17 protein-coding genes, 1 tRNA gene and 1 pseudogene are annotated in these 20,941 nt (G+C 48.7%); 10 read left to right on the forward strand and 9 right to left on the reverse strand.

Translation table 11 applies throughout. The features are described 5' to 3' along the window. Positions 1-72: 72 nt before the first annotated feature. From dnaN to TBC1_RS18225, 3 genes are all read left to right on the forward strand, one after another. Complete coding sequence (gene dnaN, locus TBC1_RS03420) at positions 73-1,194, forward strand: DNA polymerase III subunit beta (protein ID WP_062038544.1); 1,122 nt, start codon at positions 73-75, stop codon at positions 1,192-1,194. A gap of 115 nt (positions 1,195-1,309) precedes the next feature. Next, positions 1,310-1,867: a hypothetical protein gene (locus TBC1_RS03425; protein WP_062038547.1), complete on the forward strand. Its 558-nt coding sequence runs from the start codon at positions 1,310-1,312 to the stop codon at positions 1,865-1,867. Between the two features lie 17 nt (positions 1,868-1,884). Next, positions 1,885-2,301 carry a DUF3795 domain-containing protein gene (locus tag TBC1_RS18225; RefSeq protein ID WP_082189461.1) on the forward strand — a complete coding sequence of 139 codons (417 nt, stop codon included), beginning with the start codon at positions 1,885-1,887 and terminating at the stop codon, positions 2,299-2,301. A gap of 40 nt (positions 2,302-2,341) precedes the next feature. On the opposite strand, the gene TBC1_RS03435 is transcribed toward TBC1_RS18225, so the two are convergent. Both TBC1_RS03435 and TBC1_RS03440 read right to left on the reverse strand, forming a co-directional pair. Beyond that, positions 2,342-4,228, reverse strand: coding sequence for an ABC-F family ATP-binding cassette domain-containing protein (locus TBC1_RS03435; RefSeq protein ID WP_062038552.1), 1,887 nt, complete (start codon positions 4,226-4,228; stop codon positions 2,342-2,344). 124 nt (positions 4,229-4,352) lie between these two features. Then, positions 4,353-4,544, reverse strand: a complete 192-nt coding sequence (locus TBC1_RS03440; RefSeq protein WP_062038555.1) for a cold-shock protein — start codon at positions 4,542-4,544, stop codon at positions 4,353-4,355. Positions 4,545-5,286: 742 nt separating this feature from the next. On the opposite strand from TBC1_RS03440, the gene TBC1_RS03450 reads away from it, so the two are divergent. Both TBC1_RS03450 and TBC1_RS03455 read left to right on the forward strand, forming a co-directional pair. After that, positions 5,287-6,012 carry a TerB family tellurite resistance protein gene (locus tag TBC1_RS03450; protein WP_062038558.1) on the forward strand — a complete coding sequence of 242 codons (726 nt, stop codon included), beginning with the start codon at positions 5,287-5,289 and terminating at the stop codon, positions 6,010-6,012. Next, entirely contained in the window at positions 5,981-6,517 is a 537-nt protein-coding gene (locus TBC1_RS03455; RefSeq protein WP_082189462.1) for a YkgJ family cysteine cluster protein, read from the forward strand. Before TBC1_RS03450 ends, TBC1_RS03455 begins: the two co-directional genes overlap by 32 nt. Here TBC1_RS03455 and TBC1_RS03460 read toward each other — a convergent pair. Beyond that, entirely contained in the window at positions 6,514-7,389 is an 876-nt protein-coding gene (locus tag TBC1_RS03460) for a class I SAM-dependent methyltransferase (protein WP_172668815.1), read from the reverse strand. The genes TBC1_RS03455 and TBC1_RS03460 overlap by 4 nt on opposite strands. Positions 7,390-7,485: 96 nt before the next feature. On the opposite strand from TBC1_RS03460, the gene TBC1_RS03465 reads away from it, so the two are divergent. Next, positions 7,486-8,283 carry a TrmH family RNA methyltransferase gene (locus TBC1_RS03465; RefSeq protein ID WP_062038560.1) on the forward strand — a complete coding sequence of 266 codons (798 nt, stop codon included), beginning with the start codon at positions 7,486-7,488 and terminating at the stop codon, positions 8,281-8,283. 37 nt (positions 8,284-8,320) lie between these two features. On the opposite strand, the gene TBC1_RS03470 is transcribed toward TBC1_RS03465, so the two are convergent. After that, positions 8,321-9,637, reverse strand: a complete 1,317-nt coding sequence (locus TBC1_RS03470; RefSeq protein WP_062038563.1) for a hypothetical protein — start codon at positions 9,635-9,637, stop codon at positions 8,321-8,323. Between the two features lie 103 nt (positions 9,638-9,740). Here TBC1_RS03470 and mtgA point away from each other — a divergent pair, with 103 nt between their 5' ends. The 4 genes and pseudogenes from mtgA to pckA all read left to right on the forward strand — a co-directional run bounded on the left by mtgA (position 9,741) and on the right by pckA (position 16,429). Next, positions 9,741-10,439, forward strand: coding sequence for a monofunctional biosynthetic peptidoglycan transglycosylase (gene mtgA / locus TBC1_RS03475; RefSeq protein ID WP_062038566.1), 699 nt, complete (start codon positions 9,741-9,743; stop codon positions 10,437-10,439). Between the two features lie 168 nt (positions 10,440-10,607). Then, complete coding sequence (locus tag TBC1_RS03480) at positions 10,608-11,600, forward strand: DUF4476 domain-containing protein (protein ID WP_062038569.1); 993 nt, start codon at positions 10,608-10,610, stop codon at positions 11,598-11,600. A 204-nt stretch (positions 11,601-11,804) separates the two neighbouring features. Further along, positions 11,805-14,531, forward strand: a pseudogene (ppdK, locus tag TBC1_RS03485) (pyruvate, phosphate dikinase); the annotation flags it as partial. Positions 14,532-14,794: 263 nt separating this feature from the next. After that, the gene (pckA, locus tag TBC1_RS03490) at positions 14,795-16,429 is read left to right on the forward strand and encodes a phosphoenolpyruvate carboxykinase (ATP) (RefSeq protein WP_062038572.1); all 1,635 of its coding nucleotides are present in this window, start codon (positions 14,795-14,797) and stop codon (positions 16,427-16,429) included. A 121-nt stretch (positions 16,430-16,550) separates the two neighbouring features. Here the strand turns inward: pckA and TBC1_RS03495 are convergent, their stop codons facing one another. The 5 genes from TBC1_RS03495 to TBC1_RS03515 form a co-directional block, all read right to left on the reverse strand. Then, a complete protein-coding gene (locus TBC1_RS03495; RefSeq protein WP_062038575.1) occupies positions 16,551-17,888 on the reverse strand; it encodes a saccharopine dehydrogenase C-terminal domain-containing protein in 1,338 nt (445 codons plus the stop codon). A gap of 78 nt (positions 17,889-17,966) precedes the next feature. After that, the gene (locus tag TBC1_RS03500) at positions 17,967-19,274 is read right to left on the reverse strand and encodes a bifunctional lysine ketoglutarate reductase /saccharopine dehydrogenase family protein (protein ID WP_062038578.1); all 1,308 of its coding nucleotides are present in this window, start codon (positions 19,272-19,274) and stop codon (positions 17,967-17,969) included. Positions 19,275-19,490: 216 nt separating this feature from the next. Beyond that, entirely contained in the window at positions 19,491-20,117 is a 627-nt protein-coding gene (locus TBC1_RS03505; protein WP_062038581.1) for a carbonic anhydrase, read from the reverse strand. Positions 20,118-20,411: 294 nt separating this feature from the next. Further along, positions 20,412-20,651 carry a GIY-YIG nuclease family protein gene (locus TBC1_RS18275; RefSeq protein ID WP_062038584.1) on the reverse strand — a complete coding sequence of 80 codons (240 nt, stop codon included), beginning with the start codon at positions 20,649-20,651 and terminating at the stop codon, positions 20,412-20,414. 33 nt (positions 20,652-20,684) lie between these two features. Next, positions 20,685-20,758, reverse strand: a tRNA-Asp gene (locus TBC1_RS03515). Positions 20,759-20,941 lie beyond the last annotated feature (183 nt).

Genomic DNA, 20,941 nt, shown 5'->3' on the forward strand with positions numbered 1-20,941 from the left:
TGGATTGTAAATATATTTTCTAATTTTACCGTGAACATTTAATGGATCAGTTACAAAGAAAATTACTTTAATATGAGATTCATAGTATCAAGCCAGAGCCTGCTCAAAAGCCTGCAGTCAATCAGCGGCGTATTAAATTCAAGCAATACACTGCCCATCCTTGATGACTTTTTGTTTGAACTCAATGGCAGCACGCTGAAAATTACCGCCTCGGACCTGGAAACAACCATGACGGTTACCGTTGAAACCAATATGGCTGATGATGAGGGCTCAGTGGCGATTCCTGCAAAAATTCTGCTTGAGCTTCTGAAGACTTACGGTGAAACCCCGATGACATTCACGGTTGACAACGCACTCGGAATTGAAATTGCCGCCGATGAAGCCAAATTCAGGATTGCCGGGCACAATGCAGATGAGTTTCCCCGCGCACCCCGTATGGAAAGCGTTTCAGCGCTTGATTTGCCGGCTGACCTGCTGCTTACGGCCATCAACAAAACTATTTTCGCTACCGGAAACGACGATCTCAGGCCGGCGATGTCAGGAGTTTACTGTGATCTTTCAACTGACTCGGTCATCTTTGTTGCCACCGATGCCCACAAGCTGGTAAGGTATAAACGCTCCGATGTAAGCGCTGAGAACAATTCTACCTTTATTATGCCCAAAAAGCCGCTGAATCAGCTGAAAGGAATCCTGCCCTCTGATACCACCCCGGTGAGTATAGAATACAACGATACCAATGCACGTTTCACCTTTAAAAACATTGATCTGGTCTGCCGCCTGATCGAGGGACGTTATCCTAATTATGAAGCTGTTATTCCTTCAGATAACCCGAATACGCTGATAGCTGACCGTCTCTCCCTGATCACTACCCTGCGCCGCGCATCTTTCTTTGCAAACAAATCCACCAACCAGATCCGGCTGACCATCACCGGGCAGGAACTTTTCGTGGATGCCGAGGATATTGATTTTGCCCATGAATCACGGCAGCGGCTGAGCTGTAACTACAGCGGTGAGGATATGGAAATTGGTTTTAATTCACGGTTCCTTGTGGAAATGCTCACCAACCTCAGTACAGAAAATATCCGTCTGGAAATGTCAGCGCCTAACCGCGCCGGAATTCTCCGCCCCGTGGAAGGTGAAAATCCGGCAGAGGATATCCTGATGCTGGTAATGCCGGTGATGCTGAATTCATAATTGATAAGACTTATTTATTTACAGGGCAACGTATGGAAATGTTGCCCTTTTCTTTTATTTTAGGCTGAAATTCACTATCTTAGTAAGCTATTTTTCTTTTTAAATTGTAAAAACCATGAAAACAAGGATCAGACTCCTTCCATTGGTGCTGTTGTCAGCCGGTTTACTGCTTGGTCTTGCCATGCCTTCATGTGATAAGGTTAAGGAATTGGCCGAGTTTGATATTAACTACGATAATCCGGATATCCGCTTTACATTAGATTCGCTGGATTATCTGCCCAAGAGTGAATCACTGCTGGTTGAGGAGACCCTCTCAATCAATATCGACAGCATCATACAGAAACATGAACTTGAAGGGATCAGAAATGCATCGTTCGAGCAGGTGCGTCTTGAGGTGGAAACGCCGCCACAGGTGAATTTCAACTGGTTGAATTCGGCCCGTGTAACAGTGAGCGCAACCGGACTGACCGAAACACAGATCGCTGCTACCGTGGCCATTTCGCCGGATGGCCGTGCCGTAGACCTTGAGCTGGGCAATATGGAGGTGCTTTCATTTATTTCAGCCGGGCCCTTTACCCTCAGGGTATACGGAAGCATTAACCCGCCATTGCCGGCCAATATGGTTGTGCTTCTGCTGAAAACAAAAATAAAAATGACCGTTCAGCCGGTTTGATTTCTTTCTGATTTGCTGTGCCCGGATATACTGCCTCTGTAATCAGCCCCTGCGGCATCAACTGCACCACCTGTTATGCTTTTCAGCGAAGCAAAAACCGCTGTTCAGGCTGCCGAAATCAGTCAGGGTACAAGCCGAATTATTGTGTTGTATGTAAAATTGTCAACTGCGAAAGGCTGGCAATGACCCGTTCAGGCTTCTGCCACGAATGTGATCAGTTTCCCTGTGCCAGGCTGAAGCAACTTGACAAACGCTACCGCAACAAATACCATAGCAGCCTTGTCGGAAATCTCAGGGACCTGAAGACGATGGGACCTGAAGCTTACATGGAGCGGGAAGACATACGCTGTCACTGTGCCGGATGCGGGGCAGTCATCTGCATTCATTCAAATGTCTGTCAGCAATGCGGCCTGGTGCTGCCCGGGCGCATCTGATTCAGGGAAAATGCCTTTTATGGCAGGATAAATTCCTTCTTTATTCAAATAATTCGCTGAGTTCCAGCCACCGGTTGGTTTTCTCTTCAAGGGCGCTTTCCGTTTCCTGATAATTCCGGCTGAGTTTTTCCAGTTCGTCAGGCCCGCAGGCACCGCTGTTCATTTTGTCCAGGATCTCTTTCTTGCGCGCTTCGAGCGATTGAATCTGCCCGTCGAGTGCTTCAAACTCGGTTTTTTCCTTATAACTTGGTTTCCGGGGTTTGTTCTCCTGAATCGATGCGATTGCTTTCGGGGGCGTCACCGGGCTTTTCTGCCGCGCCAGCCGGGCTTCTTCAGCAAGCTTTAGTTTGTAGTAATCGGTGTAGTTTCCGTAATAATCCTTGATTTTTCCCTCACTCCCGAAAACAAATACATGATCCACAATTTTATCCATAAAATACCGGTCGTGCGAAACCACCAACAGGCAACCTTCGAAGTTGATCAGGAAATCTTCGAGCAGGTTGAGTGTATGAATATCCAGGTCGTTGGTCGGCTCGTCGAGAATCAGAAAGTTGGGATTTTTCAGCAGTTGCATCAGCAGAAATAACCTGCGTTTCTCCCCGCCGCTGAGACTGGAGAAATAATTATACTGCAGCGTATGGGGAAAATTGAAGTGTGAAAGGAAGGCCGAAGCGGAAATGCGGCCTTTGCCCAGCGGCATCTCTTCTGCTATATCTTTGGCAATGTCAATCACCCGCTTGTCCTCTTTGGGCTGAAAGCCCTCCTGGGAATAGTATCCGAAAACAATCGTCTGCCCAGTGGTAATCTTTCCCATATCCGGATGCAGGCTGCCGGTAATCATATTAAGCAGGGTAGTCTTGCCGGAACCATTGCGGCCGACAATCCCGGCTTTTTCTCCTTTTTTGAAGATATAGGAGAAATTGTCAACAACCTTATTTTCTCCGAAAGCTTTATGTATATTATTTAATTCCAGTATTTTACCGCCGATCCGCGTCATTTTCACCTGGAGGGGCCCGGTATCCTTTTCAACCCTTTTATTGGCTTTTTCCTGAATTTCGTAAAAGTTGTCAACCCTTGCTTTCGCTTTGGTACCGCGCGCCTGGGGCATACGCCTCATCCACTCGAGTTCTGTACGGTAGAGGCTTTTGGCTTTTTCCGTTTCCGTAAGTTCAATGGCTTCGCGTTCGGCTTTTTTCCCGATGAAATAGGAATAGTTGCCCTTGTAACGGTAAATTCTGTTGTTGTCGAGCTCAAGGATCTCATCGCAGACGTGGTCGAGGAAGTAGCGGTCGTGGGTAACAATCAGCAGGCTCAGGTTCTGACGTGTGAGATAGTCTTCGAGCCATTCTATCATTTCAATGTCCAGATGGTTGGTAGGTTCATCAAGGATCAGAAGGTCGGTTTCTTCGATCAGCGCTTTGGCAAGCGAAACTTTCTTGCGCTGACCTCCCGATAATTCACCAATTTTCTGATCCAGGTCCGCAATTTTAAACCGCCCGAGAATTTCTTTAATTCTAACGTCGTAATCCCATCCGCCGATCAGTTCCATTTTGCTGGTACTGTTTTCGAGCATGCGGTGGGCTTCAGGTGAATCATCATGTTTAATCAGGTTCAGGCTGTATTCATAATCACGGATGGTGCGCATGAATTCATTCTCGGCGTGGAAGAGAATGTCAAAAATCGTCTGATCCTCATTCATCTCAGGGTTTTGCGGAAGGTAGGCCCACCTGATGTCGCGGCGGAAGGTTACTGCGCCGCTGTCGGGCAGTTCTTTGCCGCAGATAATGTTCAGCAGGCTGCTCTTTCCCGCGCCGTTGCGGGCAATAAGCGCTACTTTCGCTCCCTGGTCAATTCCAAAAGTGATTTCGGAGAAAAGTTCTTTCTCTCCGTATGATTTACTGAGTTGTTCAACAAGAAGATAATTCAACGGATGTGGTTTTAGCAGCGGCAAAGATACGCTTTATCGGCCAATCGGATATTGACTGATTGGGCGTGCCCTAAAGCAAAAAGCCTCAGGGAATGAGGCTTTTTAGCAGAACTGAAAAGAAAAACTAAATCTTTTTAACGTCAACAGCTTTCTTTCCTCTTTTGTCCTCGGCAATTTCGAAAGAAACGAGATCATTTTCATTTACTTTCTCGGTAAGGCCTGTGGCATGAACAAAAACATCATGCTGGGTTTCATCGTCGATAATAAAACCAAAGCCTTTGCGCTCATTGAAGAATTTAACTTTACCGGTAGGCATAACAATTGAAAATTAGAGATTAACAACACAAATATAGTAAAAAAAACAGGGAAATCAAATTTAAGTTCGATCCTGATTGATCAAACTTATGGAGAAGGCCGGCAATCAACATATATAGATATGCCTGAACCCTTTATCAATGCGGAATAACTGCTTGTTCAGTCTGTATCCAGCAACCAGCGAAAAATCTTTTCAGCTTCGGCTGCTGAATCGCCGCAGAATGATGGTTCCGGCTGAAAACCCGAGCAAACGGCCGGGCGTTCCGGTTTGCCGAATAAAGCGCACTTCAGGTCACCGGTAAGTTGAACACATCGCACAAATGCAGGTTTACCCGCCGGCATACCCGGGATGGGTGAACTGATGGAAGGAAAGATACAGCAGGCGGCGCATCCGGGGCGGCACTCCATAAAAAACGGCATTTAAATTTGCAAAGCTAATGGATTAAAGGATGACTCATGCAGCCCCTGCAAACACTTTTATAATGATGGGCCCATAAGGGGGGATATTCTTACCTCATTTGATGCGGCCTTTTTGAATTCTCTAAAGATAAATTTAATCTTCGCCTTCGTTTCTGCTGACAGCTTTAACTTTTAATACCTTTGCACCTGAAGCGGGTGTTGACAGATAGCGGAAGGTTTTCATTGAACAACCGGAAATTTGCGGCAAAGGTTTCAATAATTGTTTTACCCGGTAATATCAAGGTATTTGTAACATATTTCCTAATTTCTACATTCAACGTTTAATGGCATCATTTGGCAAATGGATCGGAGGCGGCCTGGGTTGGGCGCTGGGTGGCCCCATCGGAGGAATTCTTGGTTTTGTGTTCGGATCGATTTTCGACAGCATGCAAAGCGGTCAGTATGAGCACAAAGGATTTACGCCGACCCAGGAAGGAGATTTTAAGGTCAGCCTGCTGGTTATGATTGCCGCCATCATGAAGGCCGATGGCAGGATTATGAAGTCAGAACTGGAATATGTGAAGCGGTTTTTGCTGGGTCAGTTCGGGGAGCAGGAGGCTGAGCGGTTGCTGCTGTTGCTCAGGGAGATACTACGGCAGGATCTGGACGTGGATGAAATCTGCGAGCAGATTCAGGAGAATATGGAATACCCGTCGAGGCTGCAACTGGTCCATTTCCTGTTCGGTGTTGCTGCCGCCGATGGCGAGCCACATGCAGCCGAAGCGGACTTGCTGAAACGCATATGTCTTCACATGGGTATCCGCCAGAAAGATTTCGACTCCATCAAAGCCATGTTTATAAGGGATACCGGCAGCGCTTACCGCATTCTTGAAATCTCCCCCGATGCCAGTGATGATGAGGTGAAGAAAGCTTACCGAAAGATGGCACTTAAATATCATCCTGATAAAGTGGCCCATCTGGGAGAGGATGTGCAGAAGGCGGCAAAAGAGAAATTCCAGCAACTGAACCAGGCTTACAATGAGATCAAGCAGCAGCGCGGATTTAACTGATCTGAAGATCGTTGAAGCCGATGTCCCCCGGCCTGAACAACTCAAAACTTTATTTCGCGCCAATCAATCCCTGTTGCTGAAAGCCACAAAGAGACTGGCAAAAATCAATCCGCGGTCACTGGATTCCGCGGTTCATTCCATGCATGATCAGGCCTTTGGTTTTTACGATTGCCTTTTGTGTGCCAACTGCTGCCGCAGCATCAGCCCTGCCATCCGCTACAGCGATGTGGATGATATGGCAAAAAAGCTGAGGATAAAACCTTCGGAAGTCGTTGAGAAATATCTGAGAACAGACAGCGACGGGGATTTTGTATTTCATTCGGCTCCCTGTCCGTTTATTGACGGGGATAACTATTGCAGCATTTACAGTCACCGGCCGAAAGCGTGCAGGGAATATCCGCATACCGACCGCAGCCGGTTTTACCAGTTGCTTAAGCTTTCGTTGAAAAATGCAGAGATATGTCCGGTAGTTTACGCCATTCTGCTTAAGCTGAGCGCCGTTTAAAACCTTAACACAGTGCCCAGGGGCAGTTTTTTGCCAAAGTTGTCTGCCAGAAAGAGTTCCCCCGATTCCAGGGTTTCCCTGTTTCCAAAAGCTGACCTGATCAGATTTTCCCCGATCAGCGAAGAAAACCCCATCGAATACAGGCTCATTATCAGGAAGTTTTCATGTTCATCGAGCAATTCGCTGCACTGTTTGATCATTTCATTGATATGTTCCTCAAGCACCCATTTCTCGCCGTCCGCCCCGCGGCCGTAAGCGGGCGGATCGAGTATAATGCCCTGGTAGCTGTTGCCGCGGCGAACCTCCCTTTTTACAAATTTTAATGCATCTTCAACCACCCAGCGGATTCCGTCAAGTCCGCTGAGTTCCATATTTTCACGGGCCCATGTAATCACAGGCTTCACCGAATCCACATGCACCACTTCGGCACCTGCCGCGCAGGCGGCAAGGGATGCGCCGCCCGTATAGGCAAACAGGTTCAGAACTTTCGGGCGGTTTGTTTTCATGGCGCTGATGCGGTCATAAATAAAATCCCAGTTGTCGCCCTGCTCCGGAAAAACACCGATATGCCTGAAACTGGTAAGCCCCAGCCGCAACTTCAGGTTCATCTTTTTATAGCTGTAGCCGATCTGCCACTGCTCACGGCAGCCCTTTTTCAGGATCCATTTCCCTTTTTCGGGATCATTCTTTTCTTTCCTGAAAATAGCCTGTGCACGTGCCGCCCACTCTTCCGCTGCCAGCGATTTGTCCCATACCGCCTGCGGTTCGGGGCGTATCAGCACCTGGCTGCCGAAACGTTCCAGTTTCTCAAAATTGCCGGAATCCAGCAATTCGTAGTCTTTCCAGTTCTCGGGGGAGAGCAGTTTTATCATAATCCCGGGGATTTTTTCTGATCCGGGGTCCGTAATCCCTTCACAACTGCAAAGATGCGAATTTTCCCTAACTTTGTCCTGTCAATTCCCCGCCCGATGTCAGAACTTATCACCAGCCCGCAAAATGCCAGGATCAAAAACCTTCTGCTGCTTCAGCAGAAATCGCGGGAGCGCAGGAAGCAAAATCTGGTAGTGGTTGAAGGGCTGCGCGAAACAGCCATCGCAGTGGAAAACGGCTACAGGATGACTGAATTTTTCGTTTGTCCGGAGATCAGCAACCAAACCGGTTTTGTGGATTTGGTTGGTAATGCAAGGGTTACGGAAGTAAGCGCAGCCGTGTTTGAAAAACTGGCTTACCGCGAAGGCTCCGATGGCTGTATTGCGCTGTTTGAACCACGCTGGCTGAAAATCGGTGAGGTAAAATTACGTCCCGATCCCCTGGTGGTGATCCTTGAATCGGTGGAGAAACCCGGCAATCTGGGCGCAATCCTTCGTACTGCCGATGCCGCCGGTCTTGACGCCGTGATTGTGTGTGATCCGTTGACCGATATATATAACCCCAATGTAATCCGTTCAGGAGTGGGTTGCGTGTTTTCGAGGCAGGTGGTAGCCTGCTCCACTGAAGAAGCGCAGCAATGGCTCAAAGATAAAGGAATCCGCAGCTATGCTGCTGAATTGCAGGCCTCCTCGCACTATCATCTTCACAGCTACCAGGGGCCGACCGCCTTTGTGATGGGAACGGAAGCCGACGGGCTTACACGGAAATGGATAGACTTCTGCGATGAGCGCATCATCATACCCATGCTGGGCAGTATCGACTCGCTGAATGTGTCGGTTTCGGCGGCGGTGTTGGTTTTTGAAGCCATGCGGCAGCGGGGCTTCAGCATTCCATAGAGATATAGCCGGGCGCAGCGGATCCGAATGATGATAATCAGAAACTGTAAACGGCTCCGAGTCCGATGCGGAGGTTCCCGGTTTCCCGGCTGCTGATCACCCTGTATTTTTCATCATTCTCCCCATATGCGGCTGTAGTATATTCCATCTCGGCGATCAGGCTGAATTTTCCGGTAATATAAGTTATCATGGGTGCTAAACGGTATACGTATCCGATATCGGCATCGCGGGCGTAAACGGGACCCGTCAGCTCCTCAGCGGAACCGTCGTTTTTGGTGAAGCCGGCAAACAGCGAAGGTTGCCACTGCCCGAGGTTGAGCTGTGTATTTATCCAAACGGAATGATAATTCAAGGGGCTGTACTCCCGCTGCTTTGTCAGCGGATCGGTTTTACTCACCCCGAAACCGCCCATCATCAGGTGGTCGTTTAACGCCTGTCCGTAAACGTACTGAGTTTTGATGGCAGCCTTTCCGGGATTCCATGAAATAAAGACGGTGTATGAAAGGCAATTCAGGGATTCGTCAGCTTTATACAAGCTGTCGGTAACCAGACGAGGTGTCAGTTTTTTAAAATCAATTCCTGCTCCGGCAAATATTTTTTCTGTCTTAACCTGAATCTGTCCGTGCAGGTTGGGGATTATGCTGTTTCTCAGGTAAACGGAAGTGCTGCCCTGGGGGCCGTTGTTGACGTAGTCGCGCTGGGCGGCGGCGACCGCCACCAGGTTAAAAAACCCGGTTCTGTAATCCATCCTGAGTTGCGGCTGGCGGCTGAAAGAGTGAAACGGCGCGCCGGTATTGAGTGAGAGTACGTTGGGGATCATTTCGGGCAGGTCGAGGGGGTGCCAGTATTGTCCGGCCAGCAGCCGTGTTTTCTTCCACTGCAGTGATATGTAGCCATGGCGCAGGCGAAGGCTGTTGTTTTCGCTGTTGGAGGCTCCGGTGAAATCCGCTTCAATAAAGCCCAGCACTTTCGCACCGAGTACATCAGGGCCGGTTGCCCGGGCATTGATGCGCGTAGTCATGGCGTACTGGTTAAATGTCGGGTGCGCGTTCAGATCATTTCCGTTCCGGTCGTAAACTGGTTTTTTGGGGTAGAAAAGTAAAAAACCTTCCCGCGCTTCCACTACCTGACGGCTGTCGAAAATCGCATCTGCCCTGACAAATCCGGCAAAATGAAGGCTGTAGGGGCTGCTTTCCTGTTGGGCTGTCAACTGATTGAAACTTAATAACAGGCTACAGGTTGCCGTGATCAGGAGGCGGAAAAATGAATGCATCTTTTTTCGGGCAAAGTAAGGCAATGTAATCTGTTTGTGCAACAGGCCCGCTTTGGTTTTAAGGTGAAGCATCATAGTCATGCTGCCGGTTTATACAGGTATAGCAGGCAATTATTGCAGTGAGCCATTTTAAGGCTGGATTTTTTTTTATAGGTTTGCACCATTCAATATTAATCTCAAATTGATGATTACCGCAAAGTCTGTCACCAGAAAGCTTTTCCGTCTGATCCGCTTTGCCGTTTTCTTTTTTTTCTTTTCCACGGTTCTTGTTACCATTATATACAGGTTTGTTAGACCTCCCGTAACGCCTTTGCAACTGATCAGGGTTGCTGAACAAATTGCAGAAGGCGAAAAGGTGAAGATGAACCGCGACTGGGTGAAACTCAGGGATATTTCCCCGCACATGGTTCAGGCGGTGGTTGCTGCTGAGGACAACAATTTCATGAAGCATCACGGTTTTGACCTGGAAGCGATTAAAAAAGCCAGGGAACTCAATAAAAAGAGGAAAAACAAGTTGGGGGCCAGCACCATTTCGCAGCAGACGGCCAAGAATGTTTTCCTATGGCCCGACCGGACATGGCTCAGAAAGGGACTGGAGGTCTATTTCACCGGACTGATTGAAATATTCTGGGGGAAGCGGCGCATTATGGAGGTGTATCTCAATGTAATTGAGATGGGCGACGGTATTTATGGGGTTGAAAAGGCCGCCGGCAAGTATTACCGGAAACCCGCGTCAGACCTTAACCGTGCCGAGGCCGCGATGATTGCCGCCGTGCTGCCCAATCCGCGCCGGTGGAGCCCTGCCTCACCAACAGCTTATATTCAGCGGAAACAACAGCGGATTATGCGGGTGATGAATCAAATGGAGAAGGTGAAATTTTAAGAATGTCAGCTTGAAACTACCGGTGTTTTTTTTCTGAACTCAGCCAGCGGCACAATATTTGAATAAAATTGTTGTCACACGGGATTACGAATGGAATTGCCGGGTATTAATATCTGTCTTCTGAAATCTGTTTAAAATAATTTATATCCATCAAACTCACTGACCCACATGAAGCAAAAATTTCCCCTTCTGCTGATCATCGCAGCGCTATTCCTTAATCTCAGTGCCTTTGCACAACTCAAAACCAACCTTGTCTTTTTTACTGAGCAGGGCGAAAGGTTTACCCTGATCCTGAACGGTATCCGTCAGAATCCGGCTCCCGAGACCAATGTGAAGGTTACCGATCTGATTGCTCCGACTTATAAGGTAAAGATCATCTTCGATGAGCAGGGGATACCCGATCTGGATAAAACCCTGACGTTTAACCAGGGGACTGAAACTACATTTGTCATAAAGCGGAACAATAAAAACGAGTATGTGATGCGCTGGATGAACGAGGTGCCCATTGAGCAGGCTTTGCCTCCGGCCACGGGTCAGCAGGTGGTTGTTTATACCACCCAGCCTCCGGCGCCCTCCACGGTCACCCAAACCACCACTACCTACACGGAAACCTACGGCGAGCCTCAGGGAAATGTATCCATGGGAGTCAGCATCAATGATCCTGAACTGGGCGTGAATATGAACATCAATGTCGGAGGGGCCATTCCGTCAGGCTCGCAGGCAGTCACCACCCAAACCACTACCACCACTTACTCCACCACCACTACCGCTTCTGACGGGTATTATCAGGAGCCGGTCCGGCAACAGCCGGTGCCGCAGCAGCAGGCGTATGTAATGCCGGGGTATAATGGACCAGTGGGATGTCCGTATCCAATGCATCCATCTGAATTCCAGGAAGTAAAGAGATCAATTGAAAGCAAATCCTTTGACGATACCCGCCTCACCATCGCCAAACAGGTCATCGCCTCTAACTGTTTGCTCAGCGCACAGGTGAAGGAGATTATGCTCCTCTTCACCTTCGAGGATACCCGCCTCGACCTGGCAAAATATGCCTATGGATATACCTACGACACCGGAAATTATTACAAACTGAATGATGCTTTCACCTTTGAATCGACCATTGAGGAACTTGATGAATACATCAATGGCTTTCGAAGGTAATACGAGCTGTATTTTTGCATTTAACCAGGGCCGGGAAGATTTTTCCCGGCTTTTGTTTTTCATTTTAGCATTCTTTTAACAGGCTGATTTTGATAATTCACTGAATTTTTTTTTTGTACCTTTGCACCCGCGTTTGCGCGGGGTTAACCTGCAAAGAATCAAGCATTGATATTACTAACCTTAATTCAATAAAAACTAAGACAAATGGCAAAAGAGAAGACCAGAAAATCGGTTTATACTTTCGGTAACAAGAAAGCCGAAGGTGATGCCAGCATGAAGAACCTGCTGGGAGGTAAAGGTGCCAACCTTGCCGAGATGAACCTGATCGGGGTTCCCGTACCTCCGGGATTCACCATCACCACCGAAGTATGTACCGATTACAACAAATACGGCCGTGAGAAAGTAGTAGAAATGATCCGCCCCGAGGTGGAAGCCGCTGTAAAATATGTTGAAAAGATTATGGGTTCAGGTTTTGGCGACAAAAAGAATCCCCTGCTGCTTTCCGTACGTTCAGGTGCCCGCGCTTCGATGCCCGGCATGATGGATACTGTATTGAATCTGGGTCTTAACGATGAAGCCGTTGAAAGCATTGCCAAAAAATCAGGCAACGAGCGTTTTGCATGGGACTCATACCGCCGTTTCGTGCAGATGTTCGGCGATGTGGTGCTTGGCATGAAGCCCGCTTCGAAGGAAGATATAGATCCTTTTGAAGAGATCATGGAACATATGAAGGAGGAGAAGGGCATTCACCTGGATACCGAGTTCACCGTTGCAGATCTCAAAGAGTTGGTAAAGCGCTTTAAGAAAGCCGTGAAAAAAGTTACCGGTCATGACTTCCCCACCGATCCGTGGGAGCAGTTGTGGGGTTCCGTGATGGCTGTTTTCGACAGCTGGATGAACGAGCGGGCTGTTTATTACCGTAAGTTGAACAACATTCCCGCTGAATGGGGAACTGCCGTTAATGTGCAGGCGATGGTATTCGGAAACATGGGCCAGAATTCGGGAACCGGTGTTGCCTTTACCCGCGATGCCGCTACCGGCGAGGATATCTTCAACGGTGAATACCTGATCGACGCCCAGGGCGAAGACGTGGTAGCCGGTATCCGTACCCCTCAGCAGATTACCAAAGAAGGTTCAAAACGCTGGGCGAAACTGGCCAATGTATCTGAAAAAGAACGCGCTTCTAAATATCCTTCACTTGAAGAAGCAATGCCTGCCATTTATAAGGAATTGCTCGATATCCAGCAGAAACTTGAGGACCACTACCGCGATATGCAGGACCTCGAGTTTACCATTCAGGATGGCAAACTGTGGATGCTGCAGACCCGTAACGGAAAGCGCACCGGTGCTGCCATGGTGAAAATTGCCATGGATATGCTGAAACAGGGCATCCTTACCGAGAAAGAAGCCCTGCTCCGCTGCGAGCCGGCCAAGCTCGACGAACTGCTGCACCCCGTATTTGATCCCACCGCTGTTACAAAAGCCAAGGTGCTGGCTAAAGGCCTCCCCGCTTCACCCGGTGCTGCAACCGGTCAGGTTGTGTTCCATGCTGATGAAGCCGAGAAATGGGTGGAAAAAGGACATAAGGTGGTGCTGGTGCGCATCGAGACATCTCCTGAAGACCTCAAGGGGATGAATGTAGCAGAAGGAATCCTCACCGCCCGTGGCGGCATGACCTCACACGCCGCCGTTGTTGCCCGCGGAATGGGTAAGTGCTGTGTATCAGGCGCCGGTAACCTCAAGATTGATTACAAAGCCCGTACCCTCACAATTGACGGAGTTAAACATAAGGAAGGCGACTGGATTTCGCTCAACGGCAGCACCGGAGAGGTGTATGACGGTAAGATCGAAACACGCGATCCGGAACTGAGTGGTGATTTTGGCAAGCTGATGAAACTGGCCGACAAATATTCCCGGATGCTGGTGCGCACCAATGCTGACACGCCGCGCGATTCACAGGTTGCCCGTAATTTCGGGGCAAAAGGGATTGGTTTGTGCCGTACCGAGCATATGTTCTTCGAAGGTGACCGTATCAAGGCCATGCGCGAAATGATCCTCGCCAACGACGAAGAAGGCCGCCGCAAAGCGCTCAAAAAACTGCTTCCGATCCAGCGTGCCGACTTTGAAGGTATTTTCGAAGCCATGCAGGACCTGCCGGTAACCGTTCGTTTGCTCGATCCGCCTTTGCATGAATTCGTGCCTCACGAAGAAGCAAACCAGAAGGAAATGGCAAAAGAGATGGGCATCTCTGTGGAGGAAGTAAAACAGAAAGTGCATGACCTTGCAGAATTCAATCCCATGCTTGGTCACCGTGGATGCCGTCTTGGTAATACCTATCCCGAAATTTCAGAAATGCAGGCCCGTGCAATTATTGAGGCCGCGCTGAACCTGAAGAAGAAGGGAATCAAGGCAATCCCCGAGATTATGATCCCACTCACGGGAACTTTGGAGGAGATGAAGTTACAGGAAAAGATCGTTCGCGAAACAGCAGAGAAGGTGTTTGCCGAGCGTAAAGAGAAGATCGATTACCTGGTAGGGACCATGATCGAAATCCCGCGTGCAGCGCTGATCGCTGACCGCATCGCCGAATCGGCCGAGTTCTTCTCGTTCGGAACCAACGACCTTACTCAGATGACGTTTGGTTACTCCCGCGATGACGCCGGTAAATTCCTCCCTGTATATTATGAAAAGGGAATCCTTAAACACGATCCGTTCCAGATTCTGGATCAGGAAGGTGTCGGACAGCTTGTGCGCATGGGCGTTGAGCGTGGCCGCAGCACCCGTCCTAACCTGAAAGTCGGGATCTGTGGTGAGCACGGCGGAGAGCCTTCATCGGTTGAGTTCTGCCATTCTGTGGGTATGAACTACGTAAGCTGCTCACCTTACCGTGTGCCCATCGCCCGTCTGGCTGCGGCACAGGCAGTAATTAAGGAAGAGGCCGCTTTAGCCAAATCCAAAAAGACTGAGACCAAAGCAAAGAAGTCCAAAAAGGATGAAGGAAAAGGCAAAAAAGCAGCCAAAAAGAAAAAATAATCCCTTTTTCTGACAACTGAAATTTAAGGAGGCAGCCCAAATTTTGGCTGCCTCTTTTGTATTTATTTTTAACTTTGCAATCGTTTGAAATCAACCCTATGGATTGAGCAGTCATATTTAGATGAATCAATATAAACGTTTATAATCAAACCACCAACACAATGACCAACCAACCAGACAGTGTGTCAGCAGAAATCGGGAAATCGATTGATCTTTCCCAATACGGGATCACAGATGTGAAGGAGATTTATTACAATCCTTCCTATGAATTGTTGTTCGAGCATGAAATGGATCCTGCGCTTGAAGGATTTGAGCGTGGAGTGCTTACCAAATCGGGGGCCGTCTCCGTGGATACCGGTGTATTTACAGGGCGTTCACCCAAGGACAAGTATATTGTCCGCGATGAGGTCAGTGAAGATACCGTCTGGTGGTCAACCATCGGGAAGAACGACAACCGGCCTTTAGACCCTGCCATCTGGGATCACCTCAAGGGAATTGTGGTCAGGCAGTTGTCGGGCAAAAAACTGTATGTGCTGGATGCTTTTGCCGGCGCCAATCCCGATTCAAGACTCAGCATCCGTTTTATCGTGGAAGTTGCCTGGCAGGCGCATTTTATCAAAAACATGTTTATCCGCCCCAGCGAAGAAGAATTGAAGGTTTTCAAGCCTGATTTTGTCCTGATGAACGGATCAAAGGCCATCAATCCACAGTGGAAGGAACAGGGGATGCATTCCGAGAACTTCGTGGTTTTCAACCTGAAAGAACGCATGCAGATCATCGGTGGATCCTGGTATGGAGGAGAGATTAAGAAAGGCATCTTCACCATGATGAACTATTATCTTCCTTTGAAGGGCATTGCCGCCATGCATTGTTCCGCCAATATGGGCAAGGAGGGGGATGTAGCGATCTTTTTCGGGCTTTCCGGAACCGGGAAAACAACCCTTTCGGCCGATCCCAAGCGCGCCCTGATCGGCGATGATGAGCACGGGTGGGATGATGACGGCGTGTTTAACTTCGAGGGCGGTTGTTATGCAAAGTGCATCAACCTGAGCGAGGAAAATGAGCCGGATATCTACCATGCCATCCGCCGCGACGCGCTGCTTGAGAACCTGGTGGTTTTGCCTGATGGCACCATTGATTTCGCGGATGCTTCCAAAACGGAAAATACCAGGGTATCCTATCCCATTTATCATATTGATAATATCGTAAAACCGGTATCCAAGGGCGGGCACGCCTCAAAGGTTATCTTCCTTACGGCGGATGCTTTCGGTGTTCTGCCTCCGGTTTCAAAACTTACGCCTGACCAGACTGAGTATCACTTCCTTTCAGGGTTTACTGCAAAACTGGCTGGTACCGAACGCGGCGTTACCACGCCACAGCCCACCTTCTCAGCCTGCTTTGGCAATGCGTTTCTTGCACTCCACCCGACAAAGTATGCCCTCGAGCTGGTGAAGCGGATGAAACAATCCGGCGCCAAAGCATATCTGGTCAACACAGGCTGGAACGGCACCGGCAAGCGAATTTCAATCAAGGATACGCGCGCCATCATCGATGCCATCCTGGATGGATCCATCGATCATGCCCCGACGAAAATGATTCCTTATTTTAACCTGGAGGTGCCCACCGAACTGCACGGGGTGAATCCCGGCGTGCTGGATCCGCGCGACACCTACCCTTCGGCAGAGATATGGAATGAAAAGGCCAGAGACCTTGCGAAAAAGTTTATCGATAATTTCGATAAGTATACCGATAACGCGGAAGGTAAACGACTGGTTGCAGCAGGGCCGGAGTTGTAATCGAAAAGTTTTTCTGAAACCGGGTGTCGTTTTTTTTTACAGACTTTCCGGTAACTTTGAGTGTTGAAAAAAAACGGCTGCCTGATTTTTTGGCAGCCGTTTTTCATTAAGTAAAGCTTGTTTATCTGATATTCTCGCTTTCCGGAAGTCCGTATTCTTCTTCCATGCGGATATCCAGTTTTTCCAGGGCGTCGAGCACCGGGTTGTAGATTTCGGGGATTACCGGGCGGAAAACACCTTTCACGCCGATTTCTCCGTTCAGGATCATTTCCACCCCAATGGCGGCCGGAAGGGCCACGGTACGGGCAATGGATGTGTCGGTGGCCGGGGTGCCGAAATCGAGCATGCGGGAGCGGATCACCTCCTTGCTGCCATCGGGGTAAGAAGCCAGGAAGGTGTGCTGCATCACCACCATGTCGCGTTCGGTATGGCCAAGTTCCATCTTGCCGATCATCAGGTCACTGGTGACTTCAAACGGGGAATCTTCGCCGCGTCCCATGGGCTTGTCGTCGAACAGGCCCAGCCATTCCATGGCTTTGATGGCATGTGCGTTTACGTCGGTTTTCAGGAAGCCTGCAACTTTCTCTTTAATGTTTGTGGCATCGGCAGCGCCGATCTGGCGGGCGATGAAACCTGCGTAGGTCATGCCGCTCATGTCGAACTTGTCGTATGAGATAAGGTTGAGCTGCTTCATGGCATCAATGCTTTCGCACCATCCCGGGAAACGGAAAGTGCCGCGCATCATGGTCTTTGTTTCCGGAATGCCGTAAATGTCGATGTAGGAAATCGAATCGCGGTTGGGGTAAACTTCCAGCTTTCCGACATTGGTAAAGTCGACCTTAAGCGGATTTTTAAAGAGGTCCTGTGTCGGCACTTCAATCACTTTTCCGTAGCGCAGGTATTTGCCGTCGTTGTTACCGGCCATTACCACGCCTTTGGGGCTCCAGGAGAATTTATACATAAATGGATTGTCGGCAGCTTCGGGTGCCGGCAATGCGCCGCAGATTGAGTAGAATTCTTCAATTTTGCCGTTGCGGTTGCGTACATTGTCGATGATGCGCATGGCCGACATATGGTCAATACCCGGATCGAGGCCCAGCTCATTCAGGATAATGATGCCGGCTTCCTTTGCCTGTGCGTCGAGCGCCTGCATTTCGGGTTTCACATAAGAAGTGGTGACCATATTCTTTTTGTGCTTCAGGCAGTATTTTGCCACCAGCAGGTGATGGGCATAGGGGAGGAGGCTTACAGAGAGGTCGTGCCCGGCCACCATGGTGTCGAGGGCTGCTTCGTCTTCAACCGTCCAGGCAATGGCCGTGCCGTTGGGATGGCCCGAGATCATGGCTTCGGCTTTTGATTTGGTACGCGTGGCAACCGTTACATGGATTCCTTTGCTAAGCAGGTGTTTTACAATGGGCTTTACCACAAGACCGGCGCCCAGGATCAGAACTTTCTTCATTTGTGTCAGTAGTTAAGGGTTGTTGTTGATTTTTTATTAAAAACCTGCCCGGTTTTGATTTCAGGCAGGCCTGTTTGTTTACCTGAGGTAAGTTTCGAGGTATTTAAAGTCATTGGTGAGCTCGCCATTGTGCAGGATCAGTGCTTTTTTGATGGCCCTGGGAAGGTCCAGGTCTTCAAATGCCTCCGAGAAATCGCAGTCGGCAATGGGTTTGATAAAGTTGATCAGTGCGTCGGCAAAGCCGTTGCTCGAATCGCGGGGAAGCTCGCTTGGCAGGATGTCCACCGCCATCACCAGCATCCCTTCCCCCTTATGACCCATCATTGGTTCGCGGGTAAACGGGTTGTAAACAAAGATGGGGTCTTCAATTTCGGTGCCCTTATGGGTGATTTCGATGCTGCCGTCCGGATCGCAGGTAACGTCACCGATAACGGTAAGCTTCGGCCTGCCTTCGCTGAAAGCCTTTTCGAGATAGTCTTTGGTTACAATCCTCGGATAGCGTGCATCCCAGTACATGCAGTTCATCAGCACACTGAGGTGGGGGATGTACTGCTCAAATACACTTTGATAGTTTTCCGGATGAGCATAGTAATCGTGCAGGTCGAAACCGCGGCCGTCTTTATGGGCCGAGAGGTGCTCCTCTTTAAACACCACTTTGTAGATCAGGTTGTCTGGCAGGTAATCGCGCTGGCTGAGATCGGTCAGTTTGTCCGGCGAAATTTCCTTCACCGGCAACAGCCCGAGGATTTCCTGGGCACCCTGCGAAACATTGCCATAGCCGGTAAATCCTACCGTAAAAGGACGAAGTTCGGCCGGAAGGCCTTTTTCGGCAATTTCCTGACCTACTTCCGAAATTACTTTTTTGGCTTCATCGAGTGAAGCATAATGATGGGCCTGTGAAATTTTCAGGAAAGGAGTGTCAAAGCCATGTTCTTTCAGTCGCAGTCCCAGCGACCACAGGGAGTTGATCATCCCTGCAAGTCCGGCGTAGCGCCCGAAGAAAATCAGGCGGCGGCCCTGCTCATCCACGATCTTTTCATAATCAATCAGGTTGCAGCCCATTTCCATCATGCGTTTCAGCATAGGCATATTGTACGACTGCCCCTTAATTACATGCGAGAAGAAAACATAAGTTTTGCCCGGTTCGAAAAAGGATTCCGGCATTTCCTTCACACCCAGAATTACCGAGCATTCTCCGAGGTTATCGGCAATGCGGGCACCCGCCTGCCGGTACTCCTCATCGGTAAAAATGCGCTTGGGCGAGGACTGCACCACGATGTCGAGATGCTTTCCTTTGATTAATCTTTCCACATGACGCGGGGTAAGGGGTGCGCGCCTTTCCATTACATACTTGTCCTCATGCCTGATTCCGATAAACTTACTCATGATTTCCGTTATTGATTAAGTATTTCACCGCTGAAGCGCAGCGGGGCAAACTTAAAAAAATTAGTTCATTTTGTTGATCTGAATGACAGGATTTATTTTTCACCGGAAAAATGAATACAAAAGCCCCCCGGGCCGGGAGCATCAGTTAACGGCCAGCCTCAATCTTTAAGTGGGAAAGGGAAACAATTTCAGGGTTTAATAAACGGGTGGTCCTGTTCAGCCGCCCAGCAGTTCAAAGTGGCCTGAACCTGCATTGTACTGGTAAATATCTCCGGAATGTATCATGTAATGCCATCCGATAAGTTGCAGGGCTTTGTTTTCCACCTTTTCGCGGATGTAGGGATAGGTCATGAGATGACTCAATTGCTCTGTAACATTGATCTGTTCGGTGAGCCATTCGCGCGCGGCATGGTCGGCGGATTTCAGGGTGAGGGTGACTTTATCTTTGACTGAAGCGGCCAGTTCCAGCCATTTCCGGGTGTGCGGAATATGGGAGAGGTTTTCCGGATTTTCCCACAAAGCCGCGCAGCCCCCGCAGTTGGAGTGGCCGCACACGATAATATTTTTAACATTCAGTATCTGCACGGCATATTCAATGGCGGAGGTAGTGGCAAGAAATTCAACCGATTCACGATACATAGGAACCAGGTTGGCGATATTTCTGACGATAAACAATTCGCCGGGCATGGTCTGGGTGATCAGCGAAGGCACCACCCTGGAGTCGGAACACCCGATAAACAGGGTGTGCGGGTTCTGTTTGCGTCCGAGTTTGCCAAAATGTTCGCGGTTGGCTTCAAAATCCTTTTCTCTGAAGCGTTTTACATCATCTTCAAAACCGTGCATGACTTTTATTTTGTATTATTAACAGTTTTCGGTTGGCAATGTTGGAAAGGCCTCAATTCAAGATAATTTATTTTTGAAGTGCGTTCGTTTAAAGGTTTTAATACATTTAGTAGTGGTTAACAATAAAAGTCAAATTTTTAAAATCGAATCTTAAGTTCTTGGTTAATCCTGAAAATGAAAAAAGCTCCCTTTTGAGGAGCTTTTTGTCTCGTCAAACAGCCTGTTTGACGAGAGACGGGATTCGAACCCGTCTTGTCACGTTGAAAAGACGTGACGAGATGACAGGCCCTTATTCTAACCATTCACAAGTAGTTCAATTGACCTGCGATTGAGCGATTTTAATCTTCGTTCTCCAATAAGTGCTTCTCTTTTTGAAGGAAAGCCTTTCAAATAGACCAGTTCCCATGGCCCTTTTCCACTTGTAAACCGGCTTTTATTGTTGTTGTGTTCCCACAACCTCTGATCAGGATTTTCAGTTATCCCTTTGTAGTAAATTTTGAAGACAGCAGAATAGAGAATGTAAGTATAATACATAATTAAAAAAGCTCCCTTTTGAGGAGCTTTTTGCGGTCCGGACGGGACTCGAACCCGCGACCCCGTGCGTGACAGGCACGTATTCTAACCAACTGAACTACCGGACCAATATTTATAAGAACGTTTCTCAAATGAGAGTGCAAAGATAAATAGAAAAATCAATTGCACAAGCGACAGTAAAAATTTTTCTGAAAATTTTTCAGTCAGTCCTGCAAATGTTACGGATTCATGGCTTAACGGGGGTTGGGTGTGTCTCAGGCTTGCCAAAGGAAGTGTGAAACTATGGCTGG

The sequence above is a fragment of the Lentimicrobium saccharophilum genome (assembly GCF_001192835.1).
Lineage (GTDB): Bacteria > Bacteroidota > Bacteroidia > Bacteroidales > Lentimicrobiaceae > Lentimicrobium > Lentimicrobium saccharophilum.